We start from the raw sequence: 22,760 nt of genomic DNA, 5'->3' as shown, positions 1-22,760 counted from the left end.
CCTCGCAAAGCGTGACGAGGCGTCACGCCCCGTGCGCGACGTCGTCGGTGCCGGGCACCTCGAAGCTGACGTACTCGGGGAGTTCGAGCCGTGCCACCGCGCCGCCGTCCGGGGCGTTGCGGAAGCTCAGCTCCGCGCCGATCACGGCGGCCTGGCCCACCGCGATGGTCAGGCCGAGGCCGTGGCCCTTGCTGCCGGCGTCCGTGCGGAAGCGCTGCGGCCCGTGGTCGAGGAGGTAGTCCGGATAGCCGGTGCCGTGGTCGCGAACGGTGACGACCGGGCCGTGCACGGTCAGCTCCACGGGGGCCTTGCCGTGCTTGTGGGCGTTGGCGAGCAGATTGCCGAGGACCCGCTCCAGACGCCGCTTGTCGGTCTCGACGCAGGCGTCCCGCACCACCGTCACGGTGGTGTCCGCCTCGGCGGTCCCCGACGCGACGGAGGCGCGCACGAGCCGTTCCACCACGGGCGCCAGCTCCTGGAGGTCGAGGTCGACCCGCTCGCTCCCGGCGTCGAGCCGGGATATCTCCAGGAGGTCCTCGGTCAGCGAACGCATCGCCTGCACCCGGTCCCGCACCAGCTCGGCCGGACGCCCCTCGGGCAGCAGCTCGGCCGCCGCGTGCAGACCGGTCAGCGGGGTGCGCAGCTCGTGCGCCACGTCCGCGGTGAAGCGCTGTTCGCTGAGCAGCTTGCCCTGGAGCGTGCCGGCCATCGTGTCCAGGGCGCCGGCCACCGTGGCCACCTCGTCCTGGGGGCGCGAGGGATCGCTGGTGCGGGGGTCGTTGACCCGGGCGTCCAGGTCGCCCGCCTCGATCCGGCGGGCGACCGTCGCCGTCTGGTGCAGCCGCCGGGTGATCCGGGTGACCGCGAAGACGCCGACGAGCAGGGTCGCGCCGATGGCGAGGATGGACGAGCCGAGGATGGCCTTGTCGAGCCCGTTGATGGTGCGGGCGCTCTGGGTGTAGTCGATCTCGGCGGCGAGCGCCTTGCCGTCGGCGGGGCCCGCCGCCCACATGGTGGGCCGTCCGTGGTCGTCGTCGACCAGGGTGCCGCGTTTGCCGGATACGGCGAGCGCGTGCAGCGAGGCGGGCAGCTCGGGCGGGTCGAGAGCGGCGCCGGGCGGCAGTTGCTCGCCCGCCTCGTACATCCGGGTGACGTCGGTCAGCCGGTCGAGCGCCTTGTGGCGGGCCTCGCCCACGGTCTGCCGGGTGACCGACACGTGCACCAGGACGCCGAGCAGTGAGGCGAGGGCGCAGCACATCACGGTGATGAACACCGCGGCCTTCCAGGTGAGGGTCGCGGTCCAGGCGGGCAGGCGCAGCCGGGCCTTCCGGGGCAGTTTCATGGTGCGTCCGCCGTGGGGGTGGCCGACGGGCTCGCCGTCGGCGGCTTCTTCTTCGGCGACGGCGCGAGCGGGCCGCCGCCGGTGGGTGCGGGGTGCTTGCCGCCCGGCTTGGTGCGCACGATCTCGTCCCGGGTGGGGAGCATCGCCTGCTGGTGGTCGTCCCAGGACCACGCGGTGCGGTACTCGTAGCCGGGCATGCCCGCCGACACCGACCGCAGGATCACGTCGCTGCCGGCCAGGTCGACGCTGATGATCTGGTCGACGGTGGACATGATGCGGATCAGACCGCCGTCCTTCGCCGGCATGTAGCAGCGCACCGCGAGGTTCTGGTCGGGCATCCGGATGCCCAGGATCAGCTCGCCCTTGCCGTCCCCGGTCAGGTCCCGGTAGTACGGCTTGAGCACCGGACAGCCGGCCGGCTTCTGCTTGCAGGCGCCCAGCTGGCGAACCGTTTCGTCATAGAGCCCGTCCGCGCCGCTGTAGGTGTTGGGGTGCGCCTTCACCTCGGCCTGGACCACCGCGACCGGGTTCAGCTTGCGGACGTCGCCGCCGGGGACCTTGATGCCGGGCACCTGCTCGGTGTCGGTCTGGCCGTAGTCGTTGGGGGTCGCGGTCGCGGGCGGCAGGTCCGGCCACAGGTGGATCGGCCCGATGGCCGTCGGCGTCGCCCCCGAACTCTCCAGGTGGCCCGCCCCGCCGCAGCCGGACAGCAGCAACGCACCCACTGCGGTCAGCAGGGGTGCCAGGAGGGCTGTGCGGCGGTGGCGGATCAAGGTGCTCCCTGTCGTGCGGGACCCCAGGCTATTTCACCTTCCGCCGCGCCTTCGCCGGAGCCCCGGTGCCTTATTCGGCCTTGACCAGGTCGGCATAGAAGATGATGTTGGCCGAGCGGTGACCGTCCACGATGGGGCCGCCGCAGGTGATGAGGCGGAGCTCGGGGCGATCGGTCTTCCCATAAACCTTATGCGTGGGGAAGTCCTTTTTCTCGACCTGCTGGGTCTCCCTGATCCTGAAGACGGCGGTCGAGCCGTCCGCCCGGCCGACCTCGATCGCGTCCCCGACCTTCATGTTCTTCACGTTCCGCATCAGCGCCGGGCCGTTCGCGGTGTCGTAGTGCGCGACCAGCACCGAAGCGCCCTTCTCACCGGGCGTGACGCTGCCGGTGTACCAGCCGGCCCGCTCGGCCTCGTCGACCGGAGGCACCTCCAGCTCCTGGGCGGAGTCCACCCCGAGCCGCAGCACCGGGCTCGCGTCGACCTTCGCGGAGGGGATCACGAGCCGGGTCGGCTCGGCGGCCCGCAGCGGGCCGACGACCGCCTTGGCCTGCGCGGTGGCGGCGTTCTGCACCCGTACGTCCGGGGCCTTGGCCACCGGGTCGGGGGTGCAGGCCGGCAGGCCGCCGCCGATGCTGAGGGCGAGCGCGGAGGCGGCCGCGATGCGGGCGGTGCGGGACGGGGTGGGCGTGGTCATGGATACGACGCTAAAGCGCCGCCATTGCGACCTTGCGGAGCACGTGTAACAGCCCCCCGTAGGTCACCGAGCGGTGCGGTTACGGGTGGTGGCTCGACCCCGTTCGCGCCGGTGTGGGCCCGCATCGGCGACCCACCCCGGGTCGCGGGCGGCCTACTGCTGGTAGGGGTTCTGGCCCTGCATCTGGCCGGGCTGCGCCGGCTGCCCGTACGCCTGCTGCGGCGCGACCGGCTGCGCGAGCAGACCCTCGGCCTGCTCCTTCGTGATCTGCTGCTCAAGGCCGCAGAACGTGCACTGCGTGCGGAACTTCGTCGACAGCGGGAACAGCGGCACGAAGAACAGCGTGAACTTCGTGACGTACTTGCGGACCGCGTGCGCGGACGGATTGCCGCAGCGGCCGCACACCAGGGTGAGCATCGCGAGCTGGTAGAGATAGCCGCGGGTGCCGAAAATGATCATTGAGTGGTTCCCCTCCCGTAATTCCTGATTCCGTGTCGCGCGTAAGTGTCGTGGCCATGACCGCCCTGCGTCCATCGCGTTGTGATGACGCCCACACGAGTCATTGCCCCGACGGCCGTCGGGCTGTTCCCATGGGCCGTGGTGGGGTGATGGGGCATGGCAGGACTACGGGTCACACCGGTACACCGGAACGGACAGGCGCGACTGTACGTCAGCCTCCCGGACGGGCGTGCCGTCGCCTGGTACGACCGGGACAGCGGTCATGTCTCGCTGCTGCTCGACGACCACCGGGCCGAGGTGCTCGCCGCGCTGCGCCCGTACGTCGTCGGGGCGCCGACCGTCGGGCCGCCGCCCGTGCCGACCCCCTCCGACCTGGTCCGGCTCTCCCTGCACCCCGACGACGACCTCGCGCCCAACCGGCCCGGCGAGGCGCTGCTCGGCGACCTCGAACGGCATCCCGGCACCCACCGCCTGTGGACCGACCCGCGCCGCCGGGAACTCGCCGCACAACAGCGGGCCGGGGCCGTGCTGGAGCGGCTCGAAGGTGCGGGCTGGCGGGTCCTGCACTCGGTGCCGCTGCCCGGCGCGGCCGTGATCGACCACCTGCTCCTCGGGCCCGCGGGCGTGTTCGCCGTGCGGTCCCTCGACACCCGGCGGCACCGGGTGCGGATCGCCGACCCGCTGGTCACCGTGGGCAGGGCCACCCCGCTGCCGCTCCTGCGCGACGCCCGCCACCAGGCCGAACGCGCCTCGCTCGCCCTGGCGGCGGCGGTGCGGGCGGTGCTGCTCCTGGTCGATGCGGAACGGGTCGAGGGCGCCCCGGGTGCGGCCCCCGACGTCAGCGTCCTGACGGACGGCGACCTGCCGGAGCTCGCCCGTGCGGGAGGCGTGCTCAAGCCCGCCGACGTGGAGTCCCTCTACTGGACGGCACGGGACCGCAGGACCTGGCTGCGGGTGTGAGCGCCGGGAAACCGGGGCCGGGCTCGCGTCGGCCGCGCACCGGAGCCGGAAAGCGCACCGGAGCCGGAAAAACTTCGGACGGCGATGTCGAGAACCCGTGGCCGGCTCCGTCCCCGGAGCGAACGCGGCCAGAATGGGCCGCACCCGTACCGAGGAGAACCACCATGGCCAAGTACCTGCTCCTGAAGCACTACCGCGGCGCCCCGGCTTCGGTGAACGACGTGCCGATGGCCGAGTGGACGCCGGAGGAGATCTCGGCCCACGTGCGGTACATGAACGAGTTCGCGGCCCGCCTGGAGAAGACCGGCGAGTTCGTCGACAGCCAGGCCCTCGCGCCCGAGGGGACGTTTGTCCGCTACGACGGCGAGGGCCGACCGCCGGTCACCGACGGGCCGTTCGCCGAGACCAAGGACGTCATCGCGGGCTGGATGGTGATCGACGTCGACAGCTACGAGCGTGCCGTGGAGCTGGCCGGGGAGCTGTCGGCCGCCCCCGGGGCCGGTGGCAGGCCGATCCACGAGTGGCTGGAGCTGCGCCCGTTCCTGGGTGCGCACCCCACCGTCACGGAGTGAGCTTCCCCGTGGACGAGGCCCTGCTGAGAAGCCTCACGCCGGGCGTGCTCGCCGCCCTCGTGCGCCGCGGGGCGGACTTCGCGGCGGCCGAGGACGCGGTGCAGGACGCCCTGGTCGAGGCGGTCCGGGTCTGGCCGGGCGAGCGGCCGCGCGACCCGAAGGGATGGCTGATCACCGTCGCCTGGCGCCGCTTCCTCGACGCCACCCGGTCGGACGCCGCCCGGCGCCGGCGCGAGGACCGCGTCGAGGTGGAGCCGGCGCCCGGGCCCGCGTCCGCGACGGACGACACGCTCCAGCTCTACTTCCTGTGCGCGCACCCGTCCCTCACGCCGTCGTCGGCCGTCGCGCTCACCCTGCGCGCGGTCGGCGGCTTGACGACGCGTCAGATCGCCCAGGCGTATCTGGTGCCCGAGGCCACCATGGCGCAGCGCATCAGCCGGGCCAAGCGCACGGTCTCCGGGGTGCGTCTCGACCGGGCCGGCGATGTGGCCACCGTGCTGCGCGTCCTCTACCTGGTCTTCAACGAGGGCTACTCCGGCGATGTCGATCTGGCCGCCGAGGCCATCCGCCTCACCCGGCAGCTCGCGGCCGCGATCGACCACCCCGAGGTCGCGGGGCTGCTCGCGCTCATGCTGCTCCACCACGCCCGCCGCGCCGCCCGGACCGCGCCCGACGGCAGCCTGGTGCCGCTCGCCGAGCAGGACCGCACGAAGTGGGACACCCGGGCGATCGCCGAGGGGGTGCACGTGCTCCAACTGGCGCTCGCCCGGGACCGGTTGGGGGAGTACCAGGCGCAGGCCGCCGTCGCGGCGCTGCACGCCGACGCGCTCACCGCCGACGAGACCGACTGGGTGCAGATCGTCGAGTGGTACGACGAGCTCGTGCGCCTGACCGACAGCCCCGTCGTCCGGCTCAACCGGGCGGTCGCCGTCGGCGAGGCCGACGGGCCGCGTGCGGGCCTCGCGGCGCTCGCGCCCCTGGACCCCGCGCTGCCCCGCCACACCGCGGTGGCCGCCTACCTCCACGAGCGCGCCGGCGACCTGGCGACCGCGGCACGGCTGTACGCCGAGGCGGCCCACCGGGCGCCGAACCTCGCCGAACGCGCCCACCTCACCGGCCGGGCCGCCCGGCTCAACGCCCGCCGCCCGCGCTGACCCGCCGCTCACCCCTCCGACCGCACGCGGACGAAACGGGCGCCCTCCTGGCGTCCGGCCGCCTCGCGCAGCTCCACGAGGAGAGGCTCCTTGAGCATGCGTACGGGTCCGAAGTCGGGATGGTCCTCCTGCGCGCCCAGGCGGTCGTGGACCAGCTCGCCCACCTGCCGGGCCTGCAGCGGGGTCAGGCGGGGCGAGGTCTGTACGGTGCGTTCGTCGGGGAGCCGGACGAGCAGCGCCCGGGGGCGCGGCGGCGGGCCGAAGACGCCGAGGAGCGCGCCGTCGCGGGTGTCGGAATGCCGGATCTTGCGCCAGGCCCGGGTGCCTCCGGCCCGGTAGGGCGAGTCCAGGGCCTTGGCCACGATGCCCTCGACGCCCACGGCCCGCAGGTCGCGGAACCAGTCGTGTGCCGTGTCCTCGTCCCGTGTGGCGAGCACCCGCTGGACGGGCGGGCCGACGTCCCGCAGCGCCGTTCCCAGCAGCTCCCAGCGGTCCCGCAGGGGCAGCGCCCGTACGTCCCGGCCGGGAACGGCGAGGATGTCGAACGCGATGTACGACACCGGGACGCCCGCCCGCTCGCGGTCGCCGTGCGAGCGCAGCAGATCGGTGAAGCTCAGCCGCCCCTCGCGATAGGCGCACAGCTCGCCGTCCAGCACGACGCCCGGCGGCAGCTGGCCGCGCAGATACGCGGCGATCTCCGGGAACTCCCGGGAGAGGTCCCGCCGCGAGCGGGACTGCAGGAAGACCTTCCCGCCGTCGAGGACGAAGGCGAGGGCGCGGAATCCGTCGAGCTTGAGCGAGTACTGCAGGCCCCCGGGCGTGCTGCCGGGCGTGGGGATCTCGTCGGCGGGCCGTGGGCGCATGACGTCGACCGGGGGTCGCAGGGCGACTCCCGCCGGGCCCGGGTCCCGGTCCGCGCTCATGGCAGCCGGCCCGCCTCGTCGGGATCGAGGAGCGGGGCCAGCAGATCGCCGTCCCGGTCCAGGCGGGGCCCGATGTCGCCGATCAGGAACACCAGATCGTCCGGGGCCGCACAGGACTCCACCTCCGCCCAGGACACCGGCGCCGACACCGTCGGACGCTCCTTGGCGCGCACGGTGTAGGGCGTCGCCGTGGTCTTCGCGGCGGCGTTCTGGCTGAAGTCCACGAACACCCTGCCGGGCCGCAGCGCCTTCGCCATCTTGTGCGTGACCAGGCCCGGCAGGGCCGCCTCGGCCTCCTTGGCCAGCGTCTTCGCGTACGCCGAGACCTGATCGGAGGGGGTCGGTTCCAGGGCCGAGAGCAGGTGCAGCCCCTTGGAGCCCGAGGTCTTGGCGTACGCCTCCAGACCGTCCGCGGCGAGCCGGTCGCGCAGCCACCCGGCCACCTCGCAGCATTCGACGACGCTCGCGGGCTCGCCCGGGTCGAGGTCGAGCACGAGACGGTCGGCGAGCGCCGGGGCGTCGGCCCGCCACTGCGGGGTGTGGAACTCGACCACCAGGTTCGCCGCCCACATCAGGGTCGCGAGGTCCGACACCACCACCTGGCGGGCCGCCTTGTCCTCGGAGCGCGGCACTTCGGCCGTCTTCACCCAGGCGGGGGTGCCAGGCGGAGGATTCTTGGTGAAGAAGCGCTGGCCCGCGGGACCGTCCGGGAAACGCAGGAACGACACCGGCCGGTTCTCCAGATGGGCCAGGAGCGGGCCCGAGACCGAGGCGCAGTAGTGCAGCAGCTCGCCCTTGGTGGTGCCGGTGGCCGGATAGAGCACCTTGTCCAGATTCGAGAGGGCGATCCGCCGCCCCTCCACCTCCGTGATCGGCGTCATACGATGAGAGTCCCACGAACCACAGCAAACGCACTCCTCGGGGACGAAGAGGAGAAACCGTGCGATCCATCTGGAACGGTGCGATCTCGTTCGGCCTGGTCAGCATTCCGATCAAGGTCGTGAACGCCACCGAGAACCACTCGATCTCGTTCCGCCAGATCCACACCGCGGACGGCGGCCGGGTCCGCTACCGCAAGGTGTGCGAGCTGGACGGCGAAGAGCTGAGCCAGGACGAGATCGGCAAGGCGTACGAGGACGCCGACGGCTCGATGATCCCGATCACCGACGCCGATCTGGCCTCGCTGCCGCTGCCCACCGCCAAGACGATCGAGATCGTCGCGTTCGTGGCGGCCGACACGATCGACCCGCTCCAGATGGACGCCGCGTACTACCTCTCCGCCAACGGGGTCCCCGCCGCCAAGCCGTACACCCTGCTGCGCGAGGCCCTCAAGCGCAGCAAGAAGGTGGCCATCGCCAAGTTCGCGCTGCGCGGGCGGGAGCGGCTCGGCATGCTGCGGGTGGTCGACGACGTGATCGCGATGCACGGACTGCTCTGGCCGGACGAGATCCGCGCCTCCGACGAAGCCGCCCCCGAGGCCGACGTGAGCGTCCGCGAGGCCGAACTCGATCTGGCGGACGCCCTGATGGACACCCTCGGCGAGGTGGACATGGCGACCCTCCACGACGACTACCGCACCGCCGTCGAGGAGCTCATCGCCGCGAAGGCGGACGGCGCGGTCGCCCCGGCCCCGGAGGCCCCCGCCGCCAAGGGAGGCAAGGTCATCGACCTGATGGCGGCGCTGGAGAACAGCGTGAAGGCCGCGAAGGCCTCGCGCGGTGAGGGCGGGGAGTCGGGCGTGGCGGCGGACGGGGACGTCGCCGAGGTCACCGAGCTCAGCTCGCGCAAGTCCGGCGGCCGCAAGTCGGCGCCCGCGAAGAAGACGGCGTCGAAGACGGCCGCGAAGTCGACGGCCGCGGCGAAGAAGACCACCGGAACGAAGGCCGCGCAGGGCAAGAAGAGCACCGCCTCGAAGACCGGCACCGCCAAGACCGCGGCCAAGAAGTCGGCCGCGGCGAGCCCCAAGTCCACCGGCGCCAAGAAGTCCACGGCCACGACCGCGAAGAAGACGGCTGCGAAGAAGACGACCCCCAGGAAGCGGGCCAGCGCCTGACCGCTCCACACCGGCGCGCGGCCTCGATTCGGTAACGGAAGGGTTGCGGCGGGCCCGGGGTGGCGAAATGGTTGCCCAAGGGTGTGAAAGGGGTGCGGCCATGGTGCGAAGAACCGGCGAGGGCCGCACCCGTTCCGAAGCGAGGTCGAGTCCCGACCCCGTGCTGCTCCCGCTGCTGCCGTATGCCGTGATGGCGCTGGTCGTCGTGGCCAACGTGATCGCGGGCCCCACGGTCGGACTGCTGCCGCTCGTCGCGCTCGGACCCGCCTTCGCGGGCCTGGTCGGCGGCTGGCGGCGCACGGTCGTCGTCGGCCTGATCGCGCTGGTCGCCGGGGTCGGGCTCGGCATCTACAGCGAGCTCTTCGAGGAGCGCCGCGGCTTCGCTTCGCTCGCCGCCGTCGCGGGCGTCACGGCGGTGGCCGCCGTCGGCAGCGTGATGCGCCAGCGCCGCGAGGCCGAACTCGCCGGCATGCGCTCCATCGCCGAGGTCGCCCAACGGGTGCTGCTGCGCCCGGTGCCGCGCAGCGCCGGGCATCTGCGCGCGGCCGTCTCGTACACCTCGGCGGTCGCGGAGGCGAGGATCGGCGGGGACCTGTACGAGGTGGTCGCGGCGCCCGGCGGGGTGCGCGTGATCATCGGGGACGTGCAGGGCAAGGGGCTCGAATCGGTGGAGACGGCGGCGGTGGTGCTCGGCGCGTTCCGCGAGGCCGCGCACGACGAGCCCGACCTCAAGGGCGTGGGCGCGCGCATCGCGCGGGCGGCCGGGCGGACCCTGCAGGGCGAGAAGTTCGTCACCGCGATCATCGCGGAACTCGACCCCGCGAACGGGGCCGTGTTCCTCAACTACGGGCATCCGCCGCCCCTGTTGGTACGGGCCGACGGGGCGGTGTCCTTCCCCGAACCCGCCGAGTACGCGCTCCCGCTCGGCCTGGGCCTCGGCCCGGACGACGGCCCCCAGCCCTTCCAGGTCGCCTTCGCCCCCGGCGACCAGCTCCTCCTGTACACCGACGGCGTCACCGAGGCCCGCGACCGCGAGGGCTCCTTCTACCCCCTGGGAGCCCGCACGCCACTGCTGAAGGACCCCGACCCCGAGGCCGCGCTGGAGGCCCTGCGGCGTGACCTCATCCTCCACACGGAGGGGCCCTTGCACGACGACGCGGCGATGCTGCTGCTCCGCCATCGCGAGTGAGCCCCCCTGTCTTTACGCGGCTCCGCCGCGGGCCGGGTCCGGTGCGGGTCCGCCTGCAGAGGCGCGGGGCTGTGTCTTGGCGCGGCTTCGCCGCGGGGGCGCGACGGGTTCGGTGCCGGCCCGCCCACAGGGGCGCGGGGAACTGCGCGAACGGCCCCCGGCGGGCCGCGGTTGACGGACTGCAAGCGGAAGCGTGATCCCCCGCAGGGGGATGTTCGTCCGCGGGCCGTGCTGGGTTGGTCGCGCAGTTCCTCGCGCCCCTGGGGGGCCGGGGCTGGGCAGGCTGGAGTGCGGGATGCGGGATGCGGGACGGGTTCGGTGCTGGTCCGCCTACAGGGGCGCGGGGAACTGCGCGAACGGCCCCCGGCGGGCCGCGGTCGACGAACCACATGCGGAAGCGCGAGCCCCCGCGCCCCTGGGGGCAGGCCACACCAGCAGGACCAGGGGGCCGAAGCAGAGGACCGCGCCGCAGAGGTCAGGGGGCCGGGGCCGAGCCGGCCTCGATGTGGGCCATCACGCGTTCGAGCACCGCCCAGGCACCCGCATCCGTACCGTCCCCCAGCACGTAGTGCAGCGCAGGGCCGAGGGGAGTGGGCCGCAGGGCCACGGGAGGGCGTGAGGCGTGCGCCGGGCCCGCCGCGCTCACCCCCGCCGCACCCAGCGTGTACGACACCGGGATCGGCGGCGCCTCGAAGTGGCCCGGCACCGCCAGGTCGCGGCGCCCACGGCGCAGGGAGACCAGCAGATGGGCGAGGTCGTGCCGGTCGGCCAGGGTCTCCGCCAGCGCCTCGATGGCGTCCAGCGGGGGTGCCTCGGACGCCCCGTACCCGAGGGTGAGCGTGGCGTCCACGGCGACACCCCGCTCGACCCGGGTCACCCGCAGCCCCGCGAGCGCGGGCCGTGCCGGATCTCCCACCGCGAGCAGATGCGTCGGCTCGGGCGCGCGGTCCCGGGCGAGGCCGGTCAACTGCCGTGCGGACCAAGGGAGGTTGATGGGCTCGGCGGTACCCCAGCCCGCCGGAGCCGCGCCGGTCAGCGCCTGCCAGGCGGCCTCCAGGGCGCGGCCGATCACCAGGTTCTCGTCCGCGTTGTGCACCGTGCGGAACGCGACGATCAGCTGCCGCTCCGAGGTGGGCGAGGACGTGCTGAACGCCTCCGCCACCACCGCGCGGCCCTCCGCGTCGAGGGCCGGCGCGAACGTACCGTCCTGCCAGCGCAGCACCGCGCCGGAAAGCCCGTCGTAGTAACCGCAGTCGGGGTCCTTCACCACCCAGCGGTTGGGCGCGCCCGTCAGGGCCGTGCGCAGCGGAAGGCTGAGCCGGACCCCCGGCGGGGTCACGATCTGCAGCGCCCGGCGGCTCTCGACGGCCGCGCGCAGGATGTGCGAGAGCCAGGCGCTCAGCGGGATGAGCGGCCGGTCGCACATGACCACCGCGGTCGACTCGGTCAGGACGTCCACCGTGGGGTGCGCCCCGCCCGCCGCGGGCCGCGCCGTGACCTCCGCGTCCTGCTCGACCGGCACCACGTCGGTGCTCGCCGCGCCGGGCGGCCACGCGATGCCGCCGAGCAGCGTGGTGAGCCGCCCCGCGACCGAACCGGCGAGCCGTTCCGCCTCGGGCGCCGCCGTGGAGGCCCGTGCCTCCGTCCACCAGAACGCGCCCTCGGGGACCGGGACTTGACCCCCCAGGAGCCGCTCTGCCTCGCCGGGCACCTGGACGAGCAGCGGCGCTTCCAGGGACACCAGCGGGCGCCCGTCCGCCGCGCAGAGCTGTACCACCGCCCCGTCGTTGCCGGTGTCGACGGTGAGCCCGGGCCCGCCCGCGTAGAGCCCGGCGAGCAGCGCCCAGGTGTCCGGCATCTTCGGGGTGAGGGCGATGACGTCCTTGGTCACGAAAGTTCGGCTTCTTCCTGGTGGGCGAGGGCGGTCTGGACGAGCTGGTGGCGGCGGCCGCGGCGCACCAGATAGCCGCGGCCCGGCGGCTGCGCGGACGCGTACAGACCGGGGAACAGCTGGCCCTCGGTGCGGTCGCCCGTCATCACGAGAGCGGCCGTGCCCGTCTCGCGCAGGGTGGTCAGGAACGGTTCGTACAGCGCGCGCGAGGAACCCGCGACGCGGCGGGCCACCACGAAGTGCAGGCCGATGTCCTGCGCGGAGGAGATGTACGGCAGGAACGGTGTGAGCGGCTGCTGCCCGGCCGTGGTGAGGATGTCGTAGTCGTCGACCAGGACGACGATCCGCGGCCCCTCGAACGCGGGCCCGTCCGGCAGCGCGTCGTGGTCCACGCTCTCGTCCGGCAGCCGCTTCTCCAGCTCGGTGGCGATGCCCGAGGCGAGCCCCGCGCTGATCTTCGCGTTGTGCGCGTAGCCGCCGCGGTACGGCTCGGGCACCACTCCGCGAAGGCCGCGGCGCGGGTCGAAGACGGCGAAGACCAGCTCCTCGTCGCTGTAGCGGGCGGTGAACTGCTGGGCGATGAGCTTGAGGAGATTGGTCTTGCCGCACTCGTTGTCGCCCAGGATCAGCAGATGCTGGTCGTGCTCGAACAGGTCGAGGAGTACGGGATTCAGTGCGTCCTGGTCGACCGCGATGGGGATGCGCCTCGGCTCGGCGACCGGCGACGGCAGTCGCTGGGCGGGCAGCCGAGTCGGCAACACCCGTACCGGAGAAGCGAGTTCACCGTGCCAGGTGGCCCGCACGGTGCGGGCCGCGTCCTCCAAGGCGGGCCCGAGGTCGGCGACCGAGGCCACCGAGTCGGTGCGCGGAAGCGCGGCCTGCGCGAACAGCTTGCCGTGGGTGAGGACCCGCCCCGGGGTGTCGACGGCGAGCGTCTCGGACAGCTTGCGGTCGATCGCCGAGTCCGACGGGTCGTTGAGCCGCAGCTCCAGCTGCGTACCGAACATCGACTGCGTCGCGATCCGTACGTCGTTCCAGCGCAGCATGCCCGCCACGATGTGGATGCCGTAGCCGCTGCCGCGCTTGAGCAGGTCGGCCACCGCGTCGTCCAGGTCGTCGAACTCGTCGCGCAGCGCCCCGTACCCGTCGATGAGCAGCACCACGTCGGTCGAGCCGAGCTCGGGCAGCCGGCCCTGCGCGCGCAGGCTGCGCAGCTCGTCCACCGAGTCGATGCCGTGCTCGCGGAACAGCTCCTCGCGGGCGGCCAGCATGGCCCGCACCTCGGCGACCGTACGCGCGGCCCGCTCGTGGTCCGCGCGCCCCGCGATCCCGCCGACGTGCGGAAGGCCCGCGAGCGCCGCGAGGCCGCCGCCCACCAAGTCGAGCCCGTACAGGGCGACTTGGGCCGGAGTGTGGGTCAGGGCGAGGGAGAGCGCGAGGGTGCGGAGCAGGGTCGTCTTACCGGACTGCGGGCCGCCGATGACGGCCACGTGCCCGCCGGCCACCGTCAGATCGAGGGTCCAGGGGCCCTGCCACTGCCGGCCCGGATCGTCGAGCACCCCGAGCGGCACGCGCATCGGACCCGGCGCGTGGCTGAGCCGCAGACCGTGCTCGGACACCTGGAGCGGGCCCGCCGCCGCGTCGAGGCTGATGGCCGCGGGCAGCGGCGGCAGCCAGATCCGGCGGACCGGCGCGGCGGCCGTGCGCAGCTGGTCGACCATCGCCGACATGACGGTCGGCCCGGTCTCCCGCTCGCGCATCCGCGGCTCGGACTCCTCCGGACTCGCCTCCTGCGCGGGGGAGTTGAAGGTCCCGTACGCCCAGGCGAGCGGGGTGTCGTCCTGCTGTTCCAGGACGGCCGGGCCCCGGTGGGCGCCCGAGACGTACCCGGCCTTGAAGCGCTCGTACGTGGAGGTGTCCACCTTCAGATACCCGAAGCCGGGCAGCGGCGGCAGGTGGAAGGCGTCCGTGGTGTCGAGCACCGTGCGCGACTCGTCCGCCGAGAACGTCCGCAGGCCGAGCCGGTAGGAGAGGTAGGTGTCGAGGCCCTTGAGCTTGCCGCCCTCGATGCGCTGGCTGGACAGGAGCAGATGGACGCCGATGGAGCGTCCGATCCGGCCGATCGAGAGGAACAGGTCGATGAAGTCCGGCTTGGCGGTGAGGAGTTCACCGAACTCGTCGATCACCACGAAGAGGTGCGGCAGCGGTTCGAGGTCGGGCCGCTCGGCGCGCAGCGCGGCGTAGTGCCCGATGTCGGCGACGTTGCCCGCGTCCTTGAGGACCTGCTGGCGCCGCTTCACCTCGCCCGCCAGGCTGGTGTGCACGCGCTCGACGAGACCGGCCTGGTTCTCCAGGTTGGTGATCACCCCGGCCACGTGCGGCAGTTCGGCGAACGGGGCGAAGGTCGCGCCGCCCTTGTAGTCGACCAGGACCAGCGCCAGGTCCTCCGGCGGGTGCCCGGCGACCAGGGCGAGCACCAGGGTGCGAAGGAGTTCGGACTTGCCGGAGCCGGTCGCGCCCACGCACAGCCCGTGCGGGCCCATGCCCAGCTCGGACGACTCCTTCAGGTCGAGCAGCACCGGCTGGTGCCGGTCGTCGAGACCGATCGGCACCCGCAGGAACGCCCGCTCGCCGCGCGGCGCCCACAGCCGGTCGATGTCCAGGTCCGCCGGGTCGTCGATGCCGAGCAGCGCCGGGAAGTCCACCGGCCCGGTCACCGGGGTGCCGTCGGCCACCGACTCCGCCGACAGCCGCAGCGGCGCCAGCATCCGCGCGAGGCCCTCGGCGCCGGCCGGGCTCACCTCGTCGGACAGGCCGTACGACACCGGCGGGGCCGGGTTCGACGGGTCGCGCAGGTCCTCGACCGTGACGCTGTCGCCGTCCACGCTGATCCGCACGCTGACGTGATCCGGCTCGTCCACCTGCCGCTCCAGCAGGTGCAGCACCGTCACGCCCATGTCGGTGAGCCCGACTGCCGTGTCGGGCCTTTGCAGTTCCTCGGCCGGAGCGCCGTACTCGTCGCTCACCACGAGCAGCCGGTCGATCATCATCAGCGCGTTCCGGTCCGACAGGCCCCGGCGCACCTCCGCCGCGTACGAGGCGCGGCGGCGCAGGTCCGAGCGCATCAGACGGGCCAGCTGCGGCATGCTCGGCGCGATCCGGCGCGCGGCCACCGGGCCGTCGCTCTCCAGCGCGTCCAGGACGTGCGGCAGCCACTTCGCCCACTCCCAGTCGGCGAGCAGATCACCCGGCACGCCGAGTGCGATCGCCAGATCGTCGGGGGCGTGCGTGACCGCCGCCTGCACGAGCAGCGCCCGCGCCACCCGCAGTACGCCCTCGCGGTCGCCGACCACACTCACGTCCGCCGCCCGGTCGAGCGGCACCGTGAGAGGGGACTCGGTGGCCGTGGAGTACCGCGCCACCAGAGCCCGGGCCTCGTTCAGCATGAACGGGTCCGGCGGAGTGAGCACGCCCTGGGCGCTGTTCTGCCCGATCGACAGGTCCTGCGTCGGTACGGTGCCGGTGCCCACCCGCACCCGCAGGAAGTCCGCGTCGCCCCGTCGCCGCTCCCACAGCCGCGCCAGGTCCCGCAGCACGTCGTACAGGGCCTCGGGCGGCGGGTTCAGGAGCCGGGCCCGCAGCCTCGACTCCCGCTCCACGGCGCCGAGTTCCTCGCGCTGCTCCTCCAGGTACTCCAGATACCGCTCGCGCTGGGTGCGCCGGGTGCGCTGCGCCTTGCCCCGCTGGGACAGGAACAGCGCGACCGCGCCGAGCAGCGCCACGACCAGGACGATGGCGCCGAGCCCCGCGAACTGGCTGTTGCGGATCACCGTCATCATGATGACCGAACTCATCACTCCGGCCATGGGCAGCAGCGCGGTCGCGGCCGTGCCGGTCTTGCCCTCGGGCAGGTTCGGCGGCGGCTCGACGGCGCGCGGTGCGGCGGGGGCGGTCGGCCGGGTCGAGCGGGCGGGGCGGTGGATCTGGTGCAGCGTCATCGCGCCCTCACCGCCCGCTCCATCGCTTCGGCGGCCAGCGCGACGGCGGCCCGCCGGGTGGCCCGGCCGAGCAGTGCGGTCTGGATGGGGCCTCCCTGGGCCAGATGCCGGTCGTAAGGAACCGGGAGCACGCTGACGCCCGCCTCCCGCAGATGCGCGGTGGCGGTCTTCAAGTCCAGTGTCGTATCGGGCGAGTTGGCGGTGAGCGCCACCACGGTGGTGGCGAGCGCCGAGTGCGGGAGCTGCGCCAGCCAGTCGAGGACGAGACGGGTGCCGCCGACGCCCTCCGCGGTCATCGGGGCGACCACGACCCGGGCGTGCGCGGTGTCCATCGCGGTACGCGCCACCTCGCCGGGCAGCGTCTCGCAGTCGACCACGCTCACCGCGAAGTAGCGCCGCAGCGCGAGCGTCACCGTCCGGTACGTGCGCATGCTCAGGGGTGCGCCGAGACGGCCCTGGCTCGCGGGCAGCAGCCAGCCGCCGTCCGCGATCGGCACGAGGTACCCGGTGACGTCGGTCAGCTGCATGGCCGGGGTGAGGATCCGCGCGAGGTCGGCGCAGGACCAGCGCACCGACTCGGCGCCGAGCCGCACCGGCAGGGTGCCGAGCGCGCCGTCCGCCTCCAGGGCGAGCACGGGATCGTGCCGGTAGTGGTTGAAGCTGCGGGCGAGCAGCGCGGCGACGGTGGTCTTGCCGACCCCGCCCCGGATGGAGGTGACCGCGATGAGCCGCCCGGTCGTGACGGGCTGCTGCAGCTCCCGTCCGATCCGCGTCTCCTCGGCGACGTCCTGCGCGGCGGAGGCGCCGAGCTTGCGCACCGACCGCCCGGCCCGCTTGGTCACCGAGTCCCCGTGCACGGGCTTCCCGAGCGCCACGGCGAGCCGGGGGTCGACGGTGGGCACGGACTCGGGGGTGGGCATCGGCACGGCGGCGTCGCGCCCGCCGGGGACGCGGAGTTGGGGAAGGGTCGCGGGGCGCGAGTCGGCCGGAGGCGCCGGCTCGGGCGAACGGGCCGGCCGGGCACCGGACCCCTCGTCCGGAGCGCCGGAGTCGCGCTGGGCCGCGGCCCGCGCGGCCGCGATGGCGTCGAGGGCCCCGGCCGCGTCGAGGTGCGGGGGCTGCGCGTAGGGCCCGGCGGCGCCGGACTCCGCGGACTGGGGGCGCCGGACGGCCGGACCTGGCTGCGGGTTCGCGGGGCGGTGCCCGGAGGCGCCGGGCCGTCGCGAGGGCGGGGTGCGGCCGGGGCCGCCCCCGTCCGTCCCCGAGGCGTCAACACCCGCCGGGGGCAGCGGAGTTCCCGGCTCGCGGGGGTCGGAGCCGCGGGCGGGCTCGGCCCGGCGTATCCGGAAGGTGCCTTCCGCGGCGCCCGGGTACGGCCGCGCGTCGGGCGCCGGGGGGCCTCCCGCGTCCGGCCGTGGGACGGGGTCTCCCGCGGACGCGGCGCCGTCGCCCGGGTCCGCGCCCGGGGGCGCGGCCGACGCCGAGCCGTTCCCGCCCAGCTCGCGCAGCACATCGCGCTGCCAGTCCTCGCCGCCCACAGCCATATCCCGACCTCTACGCATACTCACGCGTACCTACGCGAACGTGCCGAGCAGTCGCCCGTACACGCCGAACACCCCGAGCACCAGCGGGAACAGTGCGATCACGCCGACCGATTCCAGCGCGTCGCCGAACCGCCGCAGCCGGACCCGTACGTGGTCCGGGGGCTGGATCACGAGCACCGCGACGGGGGCCAGCGCGAGCACCACGAGCAGGGCCAGCGGACCGGCCGTGCCGTTGCGCTCCCACCACACCCAGACCAGCCGCCCGGCCACCGCGGCCGCCGCCGCGAACAGGCCGACGACCTCCGGGACCAGCGGATAGGCCCGCGCGCGCAGGGCGAGCACCACGGCGAGGACCGACGCGAGCGGCACCGTCCACACGGTCGGCGTGCGCAGCACCAGCGTCCCGGCGAACGCCGCGCAGCCGGCCACGACGACCGTCGCGAGGGCGAGCCCGCGGTGGGTGGCCGCGAGTGCGGTGGACACCTGGTAGCGGCTGACGGACGCCCCGCCGGAGCGCCGGTCGTCCAGGCCGGAGAGCCCGGACGCCATCAGCGCGAGACGCGGCAGCACCCCGAGCACCAGCGCCGCCACGACCACCACGATCGCCCCGGCCCGCGCCTGCCCGACCGCGGTACCGGCGCCGGACTGCAGCGCGATCACGGCTTCCCAGCAGATTCCGCCCCCGACGACCGCCCCGGCCCCGATGAGCCCGCCGCGGCCGAGCGGCGAGAAGAGGCCGAGCAGCAGCAGGGCCACCGCGAGTGCGGCGCCGACCGTGCCGAGCCGGGCCCCGCCCGGCCAGCCGTAGGCGTCGGCCAGCGTCCACGCCCCGTGCACACCGAGTGCCCCGGCCGTGACGATCAGGGTGGTCGCGGGACCGCGCTGCCCGATCCGGCCGAGCACCGCCCCGGCGACGGCGCAGACCCCGGCCACGGCGAGCAGCACCGTACCGACCGCGGACAGCGCGAACTCCTCGCGCGCGAGCGCCCCGGCGGCGAGTGCCCAGCCGACGGTGGCGAGACCCGCGACCGCGCGCCGGGAGGACGGCCGCCAGCGCCAGGCGCGTACGTCGAGATCGTCCGCCGCCTCGTCGGTGACGTCGTGCACGACGGGTGCCGAAGGCGCGTCCTCGACCCGCACGAGCCGCAGCACCGCACCGTCGGGCACGCCCGCCGAGGCCAGCGACGAGTCCTGCGTGAGCACCGATCCGTCGGCCGTCGTCAGATGCCGCAGCATCGGCCGGCTCCCCGGAGCGTCCCCGAGCAACCGCATGATTTCGGGCAACAACAGCCCAATGGGTTCGTCGGACGGCAGAACGAGATCGACCCGACGCTGTTCACCGACCAGAGTGACCCGGCTCAACGCCGTACGGCTCACCGATCCCGTAGCTATCACGTGCGCGAACCTATCATCGGGCCGAAGACTTCACGGCGGGCGAAGAAGTGGATGAAGAAGCGGGCGAAGAGGCCGACGAAGAGGGCATTGACGTCGGCTGGACCGAAGTCCCGTACGGACTCTTGCCGATGAGTTTGTGGGAAATGAACGACCAGCCCACGCAGCCCGCGCAGAGCACCGCCGCAATCACAATTCCGGCGAACAGTTTCCCGAGCCGCTCGTCGACCGACCGCCGCCCGCGCTGCCCGCCGAACAACAAGGCATCGCGAAGCCGCCGACGGCGTACCGAAACCGACTCCAGCAATTGGCTGTCGTAGTCCTGCGCGGCGGTCATGCGCGAACGATCTCCTTCGGCTGCTGCTCATTCGTCCCGGCGGCGACGCCGGCGCGGACCGCACCGGCGTCGACGGCCGTCACGGCTGTTCGCCGAGCTTCGCGGTGACGGCCGCGACAAAGGCGTCCGCCTCCGCCTCGGTGATCTCCACGTGGTCGACCTCGTTGTGACCCAGTTCGTAGAGCCGCAGGTACTCGGTCGCCTCCCATCGGAGGTTGCGGGTGAACGCCTCGTCGTAGGAGACCCCGTCGAGGAAGCGCCGCCGGACCACACCGCGCGGGCTGCTGCGCGGATAGCCGTCGCCGATCTTCGCGTAGTACGTGATGCCCCGGGCGTCCGGGTCGATCACACGTACATCGGCGCCCCGGCCGTTCAGCCACAACTCCATCGCCCGGCCGCCGACTTCGTCGCGCCGGCCGTCGCTCTCCACGGTCATCGGCCCGTACACCGAGCCCGACAGACCCTGGACGACGGTGTGTTCGTCGACCACCGCGCCGAACGACGTCTCCTTGAGCGAGGCCCCGGTGAGGTCCGCGCCCTGGAACAGCGTGCCGAGCAGCGCCGCGCCGTGGAGCCCGGCGCCGCGCAGCGAGGCCTGCCGGGCATCGGTGTCCGACAGCTCCGCGCTGCCCAGGTCCGCGCCGTCCAGCTTCGTGCGTCGCAGGGACGCGTCGTCCAGGACGGCCTTCACCAGGCCGGCCCCCGTCAGGTCGGCGCCGTCGAGCACCGCGCCCTCCAGGTGGGCCCGGTAGAAATCGGTGCCCACGAGCACGGCGTCCCGGAGCACGGTCTCGGCCAGCATGCCGCCGCCGAGATCGGCGCCGGACAGATCAGCGGCGCTCAGATCGAGCCCCGGCACACCGAGCAGCGCGTCGGGCAGCCCGGCCCACTCGCGGAGCGCGGCCGCCGCCTCCGCGTCCTTCGGCAGGGCGCGGACGACCCGCCGCCCGCCTTCGTCACGGATACCAGACAACCCGATCACTCCACCCATGGTCCTCGACAATTGCCCTGACGTCGTCAATGGCGGCCTGATCGGCATTGCGCATGTCCAAAATGACCACGCGCTTCCGCTTCACGATCTGGTCCTCCAGCTTTTTCACCCATTTCCCGTTGTTCGCGGGATCGTACGCGCCCTTGAAAGGCAGGGACTTGTCGCGAACGTCATTGAGGGGAGGCCAGTCGGAGTGTACGCCCTTGATGTCGTAGAACTCCCCGGTGCCCGGCGAGTACAGGTCTCCCTGATTCGCACCCGGCGGCCGCTGAATGTCGGAGGGCACCTTCCCGCTCTCGCGCATGTCGAGTGCGATCCGCGCCTCGTCCATCTCGGACGGCTTGATCTTCCCCTTGTGATCGGGGTCCTGCTTCAGTACGTCGAAATCGTCGGCGTACTTCTTCTCCAGCGCCTGGAGATGCGAATCGCTCGTCGCGCGCTCGGCCGGCGTGAGTTCGGCCGGCGGTCCATTGCCGTGCACGGAGGCGTTCCCGTGCTGGCCGTGATCCACGTGCGGGGTCTCCGGCAGCGGCGAACCGTGCGGCTCGTGCCCCAGATCGATGTGCAGGTCCCCGGCCCCGTGCGGCACCGGAACCTTGCCGAACAGATCGCTCTGCTCGGCCCGGATCGCCGCGAGCTCGTCGTGGGAGATGCCGGGCAGCCGCTCCTTCTCGTAGAGCACATGGCCGTCCATCTTGGCCGTGAAGCTCTCCGGGGTGTGGAACTGCACCTCGAAGACCTGCCCCGAAACCGGGTCCCGCCAGGTCGAGTTGATGCCCTTGTAGCCGGCGCTGTCCCAGGTGTTCTTGAACGTGACGTTCTCGAAGCCGCGGCCGCGGAAGTCGTCGACCGCCTGCTGCACCCCGTGCGCGTAGTCCTTGGCGGGCAGCTCGACGGTGTAGCGCAGCGAGTCCTTCACGTTCGCGAGGGCGTCCTCGGGACGCAGCATCGGGTCGTCGAGCAGTGCCGTCGCGATCTTGCGCTTGAGGGAGTCCTCGCCCTTCAGGCGGTACTCCAGACCGTTGAGCTTGCCGTGGTCCACACGATCGGCCGCGGACCGCACCGCGTCGGTGATGCCCGGCTCGGCACCCTCGGCCCGGTGCATGAACTGGTCGGCCGCCGCGTTGGCGTGCGGGTCCAGGTGCAGTCCCTGCGGGCCCTCCCAGGAACCGTCGGGCAGATTGCCCCGCGGCTCGCCCGGCCCCTCCGGAAGGTGGTGACCGCCGCCGGGGGTCCCCCCGGCATCGCCGCCGCCCCCGGTGCCACCGGCGGGCCCGGTCCCACCCGGGTGCGTGCCGCCGCCGTGACCGCCCGTGGGGAGGTCGCTGTGCGGGGTCGGCACGTTGGTGCCCGGGGTCGATCCGGAGTTGTGCGGACCGCCCGGGGTCTCGTGGGCGGCCTTGGGACCGAGGTCGTGCGCGGTGCCGCCGGGAGTGTGGCCGGCGGTGCCGCCGGGGGTGTGGGTGCCCGGGGTCGCCGGGTGGTCCCCGACGTGGCCCGCGCGGTCTCCTGCACCGACCAGCGCCGGTTCCTTGATGGCTGCGGGGGTGGGTGTGTCGATGTGGGGGAGGGTGTTTTTGAGGTGGGCGATGTCGTCGGCGCTGAGTTCGACTTTGGCTGCGGAGGTGGTGCCGTCGGGTTTGATGACGGTGCCGTCGTCGAGGTTGAGGCGGCTGCCGCCGGGCCATTCGATGTAGTTGCCTTTGACGACGGGGAGGTCGGCGTTTTTGGCGTAGGTGCCGTCGATGTTGAAGGTGCCGCCGTGGGCGAGGACGTCGGCGTAGCGGCCGTTGGTGATGTTTTTGAGGTTGCCGAAGAGGTCGCCGACTTTGATGACGCCGAATTTTCCGGCTTTGGCGATGTAGGTCATGGGGTCGACGACTTTGGCGACCTTGCCGGTGACGGAGAGGACCTTGGCGACGGCTCCGCCCTTGGCGGCGCTGCCGGCGCCGCCGGTGAAGACGGTGGTGAGGACGTTGAAGGTGACGCCGCCGGCGGCGCGGGCGGGGTTTTTGCCCCATTCGTCCCAGGCGACGAGTGCTTTGCCGGTTTCTTTCATGGCGGTGCGGGAGTCGCGGAGCCAGGAGGGGAGTTGTTTGTCGGGGACGGTCCAGAACATGCCGCCGAGGGGGGTGGCGGTGATGGCGAGGCCGGTGGCGAGTTTGGCGAGGCCGGTCCAGGCCTGGCCGGCTTTGTCCCAGCCGTCGGTGCCGACGAGGGTGCCGAGGCCTTTGACGGTGCCCCAGATCCCGTCGACGATGAATCCGTCCCAGACGAATGATTTGGTCTGTTCCCACAGCCAGCGCAGGCCGGTGTATTCGCGTTGGGCGTGGCCGCCCCAGGGGGTTTCTTCGGCGTGCTGGAGGGCGTCGGCGGAGAATCCGTACATGCCGGGTTTGTGGGTGCCGTCGTCGACGGTCAGTTTGCTGCCGTTGACGAGGGCGGTGATTTTGTCGTGGCAGGCGCGTTCGGCGTCGGTGAACGC

17 protein-coding genes and 1 pseudogene are annotated in these 22,760 nt (G+C 73.1%); 5 read left to right on the top strand and 13 right to left on the bottom strand.

Features of this window, described 5'->3' with window-relative positions; all coding sequences use genetic code 11:
- Positions 1-22 precede the first annotated feature (22 nt).
- The 4 genes from IE267_RS00090 to IE267_RS00075 all read right to left on the bottom strand — a co-directional run bounded on the left by IE267_RS00090 (position 23) and on the right by IE267_RS00075 (position 3,271).
- The gene (locus tag IE267_RS00090) at positions 23-1,342 is read right to left on the bottom strand and encodes an ATP-binding protein (RefSeq protein ID WP_189761809.1); all 1,320 of its coding nucleotides are present in this window, start codon (positions 1,340-1,342) and stop codon (positions 23-25) included.
- Entirely contained in the window at positions 1,339-2,115 is a 777-nt protein-coding gene (locus IE267_RS00085; RefSeq protein WP_189761808.1) for a hypothetical protein, read from the bottom strand. The genes IE267_RS00090 and IE267_RS00085 overlap by 4 nt, the downstream gene beginning before the upstream one ends.
- 70 nt (positions 2,116-2,185) lie before the next feature.
- A complete protein-coding gene (locus tag IE267_RS00080) occupies positions 2,186-2,812 on the bottom strand; it encodes a class F sortase (protein WP_189761807.1) in 627 nt (208 codons plus the stop codon).
- 153 nt (positions 2,813-2,965) lie between these two features.
- Positions 2,966-3,271: a zinc ribbon domain-containing protein gene (locus IE267_RS00075; RefSeq protein ID WP_161252794.1), complete on the bottom strand. Its 306-nt coding sequence runs from the start codon at positions 3,269-3,271 to the stop codon at positions 2,966-2,968.
- Between the two features lie 156 nt (positions 3,272-3,427).
- Between IE267_RS00075 and IE267_RS00070 the strand changes: the two genes are divergently transcribed.
- From IE267_RS00070 to IE267_RS00060, 3 genes are all read left to right on the top strand, one after another.
- Complete coding sequence (locus IE267_RS00070; RefSeq protein ID WP_189761806.1) at positions 3,428-4,231, top strand: nuclease-related domain-containing protein; 804 nt, start codon at positions 3,428-3,430, stop codon at positions 4,229-4,231.
- Between the two features lie 164 nt (positions 4,232-4,395).
- Complete coding sequence (locus IE267_RS00065) at positions 4,396-4,803, top strand: YciI family protein (protein ID WP_167156947.1); 408 nt, start codon at positions 4,396-4,398, stop codon at positions 4,801-4,803.
- A gap of 8 nt (positions 4,804-4,811) precedes the next feature.
- Positions 4,812-5,957, top strand: coding sequence for an RNA polymerase sigma factor (locus IE267_RS00060; RefSeq protein WP_189762128.1), 1,146 nt, complete (start codon positions 4,812-4,814; stop codon positions 5,955-5,957).
- 8 nt (positions 5,958-5,965) lie between these two features.
- Here the strand turns inward: IE267_RS00060 and IE267_RS00055 are convergent, their stop codons facing one another.
- Together IE267_RS00055 and ligD are read right to left on the bottom strand one after the other, a co-directional pair.
- The gene (locus IE267_RS00055; protein WP_189761805.1) at positions 5,966-6,880 is read right to left on the bottom strand and encodes an ATP-dependent DNA ligase; all 915 of its coding nucleotides are present in this window, start codon (positions 6,878-6,880) and stop codon (positions 5,966-5,968) included.
- Positions 6,877-7,761 (bottom strand): non-homologous end-joining DNA ligase, encoded by an 885-nt coding sequence (ligD, locus tag IE267_RS00050; protein ID WP_167156943.1) that lies wholly within the window; start codon positions 7,759-7,761, stop codon positions 6,877-6,879. The genes IE267_RS00055 and ligD overlap by 4 nt, the downstream gene beginning before the upstream one ends.
- Positions 7,762-7,820: 59 nt before the next feature.
- Here ligD and ku point away from each other — a divergent pair, with 59 nt between their 5' ends.
- Positions 7,821-8,933, top strand: coding sequence for a non-homologous end joining protein Ku (ku, locus tag IE267_RS00045; protein WP_167156941.1), 1,113 nt, complete (start codon positions 7,821-7,823; stop codon positions 8,931-8,933).
- Between the two features lie 100 nt (positions 8,934-9,033).
- Positions 9,034-10,122 (top strand): PP2C family protein-serine/threonine phosphatase, encoded by a 1,089-nt coding sequence (locus IE267_RS00040; RefSeq protein WP_167156939.1) that lies wholly within the window; start codon positions 9,034-9,036, stop codon positions 10,120-10,122.
- Positions 10,123-10,597: 475 nt separating this feature from the next.
- On the opposite strand, the gene IE267_RS00035 is transcribed toward IE267_RS00040, so the two are convergent.
- From IE267_RS00035 to IE267_RS00005, 7 genes and pseudogenes are all read right to left on the bottom strand, one after another.
- Positions 10,598-12,013: a DUF6177 family protein gene (locus tag IE267_RS00035; protein ID WP_189761804.1), complete on the bottom strand. Its 1,416-nt coding sequence runs from the start codon at positions 12,011-12,013 to the stop codon at positions 10,598-10,600.
- The gene (eccCa, locus tag IE267_RS00030; RefSeq protein ID WP_189761803.1) at positions 12,010-16,011 is read right to left on the bottom strand and encodes a type VII secretion protein EccCa; all 4,002 of its coding nucleotides are present in this window, start codon (positions 16,009-16,011) and stop codon (positions 12,010-12,012) included. Before eccCa ends, IE267_RS00035 begins: the two co-directional genes overlap by 4 nt.
- Positions 16,008-17,555 carry a hypothetical protein gene (locus IE267_RS39345; protein ID WP_229860537.1) on the bottom strand — a complete coding sequence of 516 codons (1,548 nt, stop codon included), beginning with the start codon at positions 17,553-17,555 and terminating at the stop codon, positions 16,008-16,010. The genes eccCa and IE267_RS39345 overlap by 4 nt, the downstream gene beginning before the upstream one ends.
- 30 nt (positions 17,556-17,585) lie before the next feature.
- Entirely contained in the window at positions 17,586-18,950 is a 1,365-nt protein-coding gene (eccD, locus tag IE267_RS00020; RefSeq protein ID WP_189761802.1) for a type VII secretion integral membrane protein EccD, read from the bottom strand.
- A gap of 13 nt (positions 18,951-18,963) precedes the next feature.
- Positions 18,964-19,284, bottom strand: coding sequence for a hypothetical protein (locus IE267_RS00015; RefSeq protein WP_161244429.1), 321 nt, complete (start codon positions 19,282-19,284; stop codon positions 18,964-18,966).
- A gap of 79 nt (positions 19,285-19,363) precedes the next feature.
- Complete coding sequence (locus IE267_RS00010) at positions 19,364-20,257, bottom strand: pentapeptide repeat-containing protein (RefSeq protein WP_229860536.1); 894 nt, start codon at positions 20,255-20,257, stop codon at positions 19,364-19,366.
- Positions 20,241-22,760, bottom strand: a pseudogene (locus tag IE267_RS00005) (hypothetical protein); the annotation flags it as partial. The gene IE267_RS00010 and the pseudogene IE267_RS00005, both read right to left, overlap by 17 nt.

It is taken from the genome of Streptomyces xanthochromogenes, from assembly GCF_014650455.1.
Classification (GTDB): Bacteria; Actinomycetota; Actinomycetes; order Streptomycetales; family Streptomycetaceae; genus Streptomyces; species Streptomyces xanthochromogenes.
Note: the sequence above shows the minus strand (reverse complement) of the source record. Positions and strands in the feature narration are given on the sequence as shown.

Coding starts and splice junctions, on each gene's coding strand:
- IE267_RS00065 (WP_167156947.1), top strand. CDS start 4,396: ATGGCCAAGTACCTGCTCCTGAAGCACTACCGCGGCGCCCCGGCTTCG.
- IE267_RS00070 (WP_189761806.1), top strand. CDS start 3,428: ATGGCAGGACTACGGGTCACACCGGTACACCGGAACGGACAGGCGCGA.
- IE267_RS00015 (WP_161244429.1), bottom strand. CDS start 19,284: ATGACCGCCGCGCAGGACTACGACAGCCAATTGCTGGAGTCGGTTTCG.
- IE267_RS39345 (WP_229860537.1), bottom strand. CDS start 17,555: ATGGCTGTGGGCGGCGAGGACTGGCAGCGCGATGTGCTGCGCGAGCTG.
- IE267_RS00090 (WP_189761809.1), bottom strand. CDS start 1,342: ATGAAACTGCCCCGGAAGGCCCGGCTGCGCCTGCCCGCCTGGACCGCG.
- IE267_RS00055 (WP_189761805.1), bottom strand. CDS start 6,880: ATGAGCGCGGACCGGGACCCGGGCCCGGCGGGAGTCGCCCTGCGACCC.
- IE267_RS00080 (WP_189761807.1), bottom strand. CDS start 2,812: ATGACCACGCCCACCCCGTCCCGCACCGCCCGCATCGCGGCCGCCTCC.
- IE267_RS00075 (WP_161252794.1), bottom strand. CDS start 3,271: ATGATCATTTTCGGCACCCGCGGCTATCTCTACCAGCTCGCGATGCTC.
- ligD (WP_167156943.1), bottom strand. CDS start 7,761: ATGACGCCGATCACGGAGGTGGAGGGGCGGCGGATCGCCCTCTCGAAT.
- eccCa (WP_189761803.1), bottom strand. CDS start 16,011: ATGACGCTGCACCAGATCCACCGCCCCGCCCGCTCGACCCGGCCGACC.
- IE267_RS00040 (WP_167156939.1), top strand. CDS start 9,034: ATGGTGCGAAGAACCGGCGAGGGCCGCACCCGTTCCGAAGCGAGGTCG.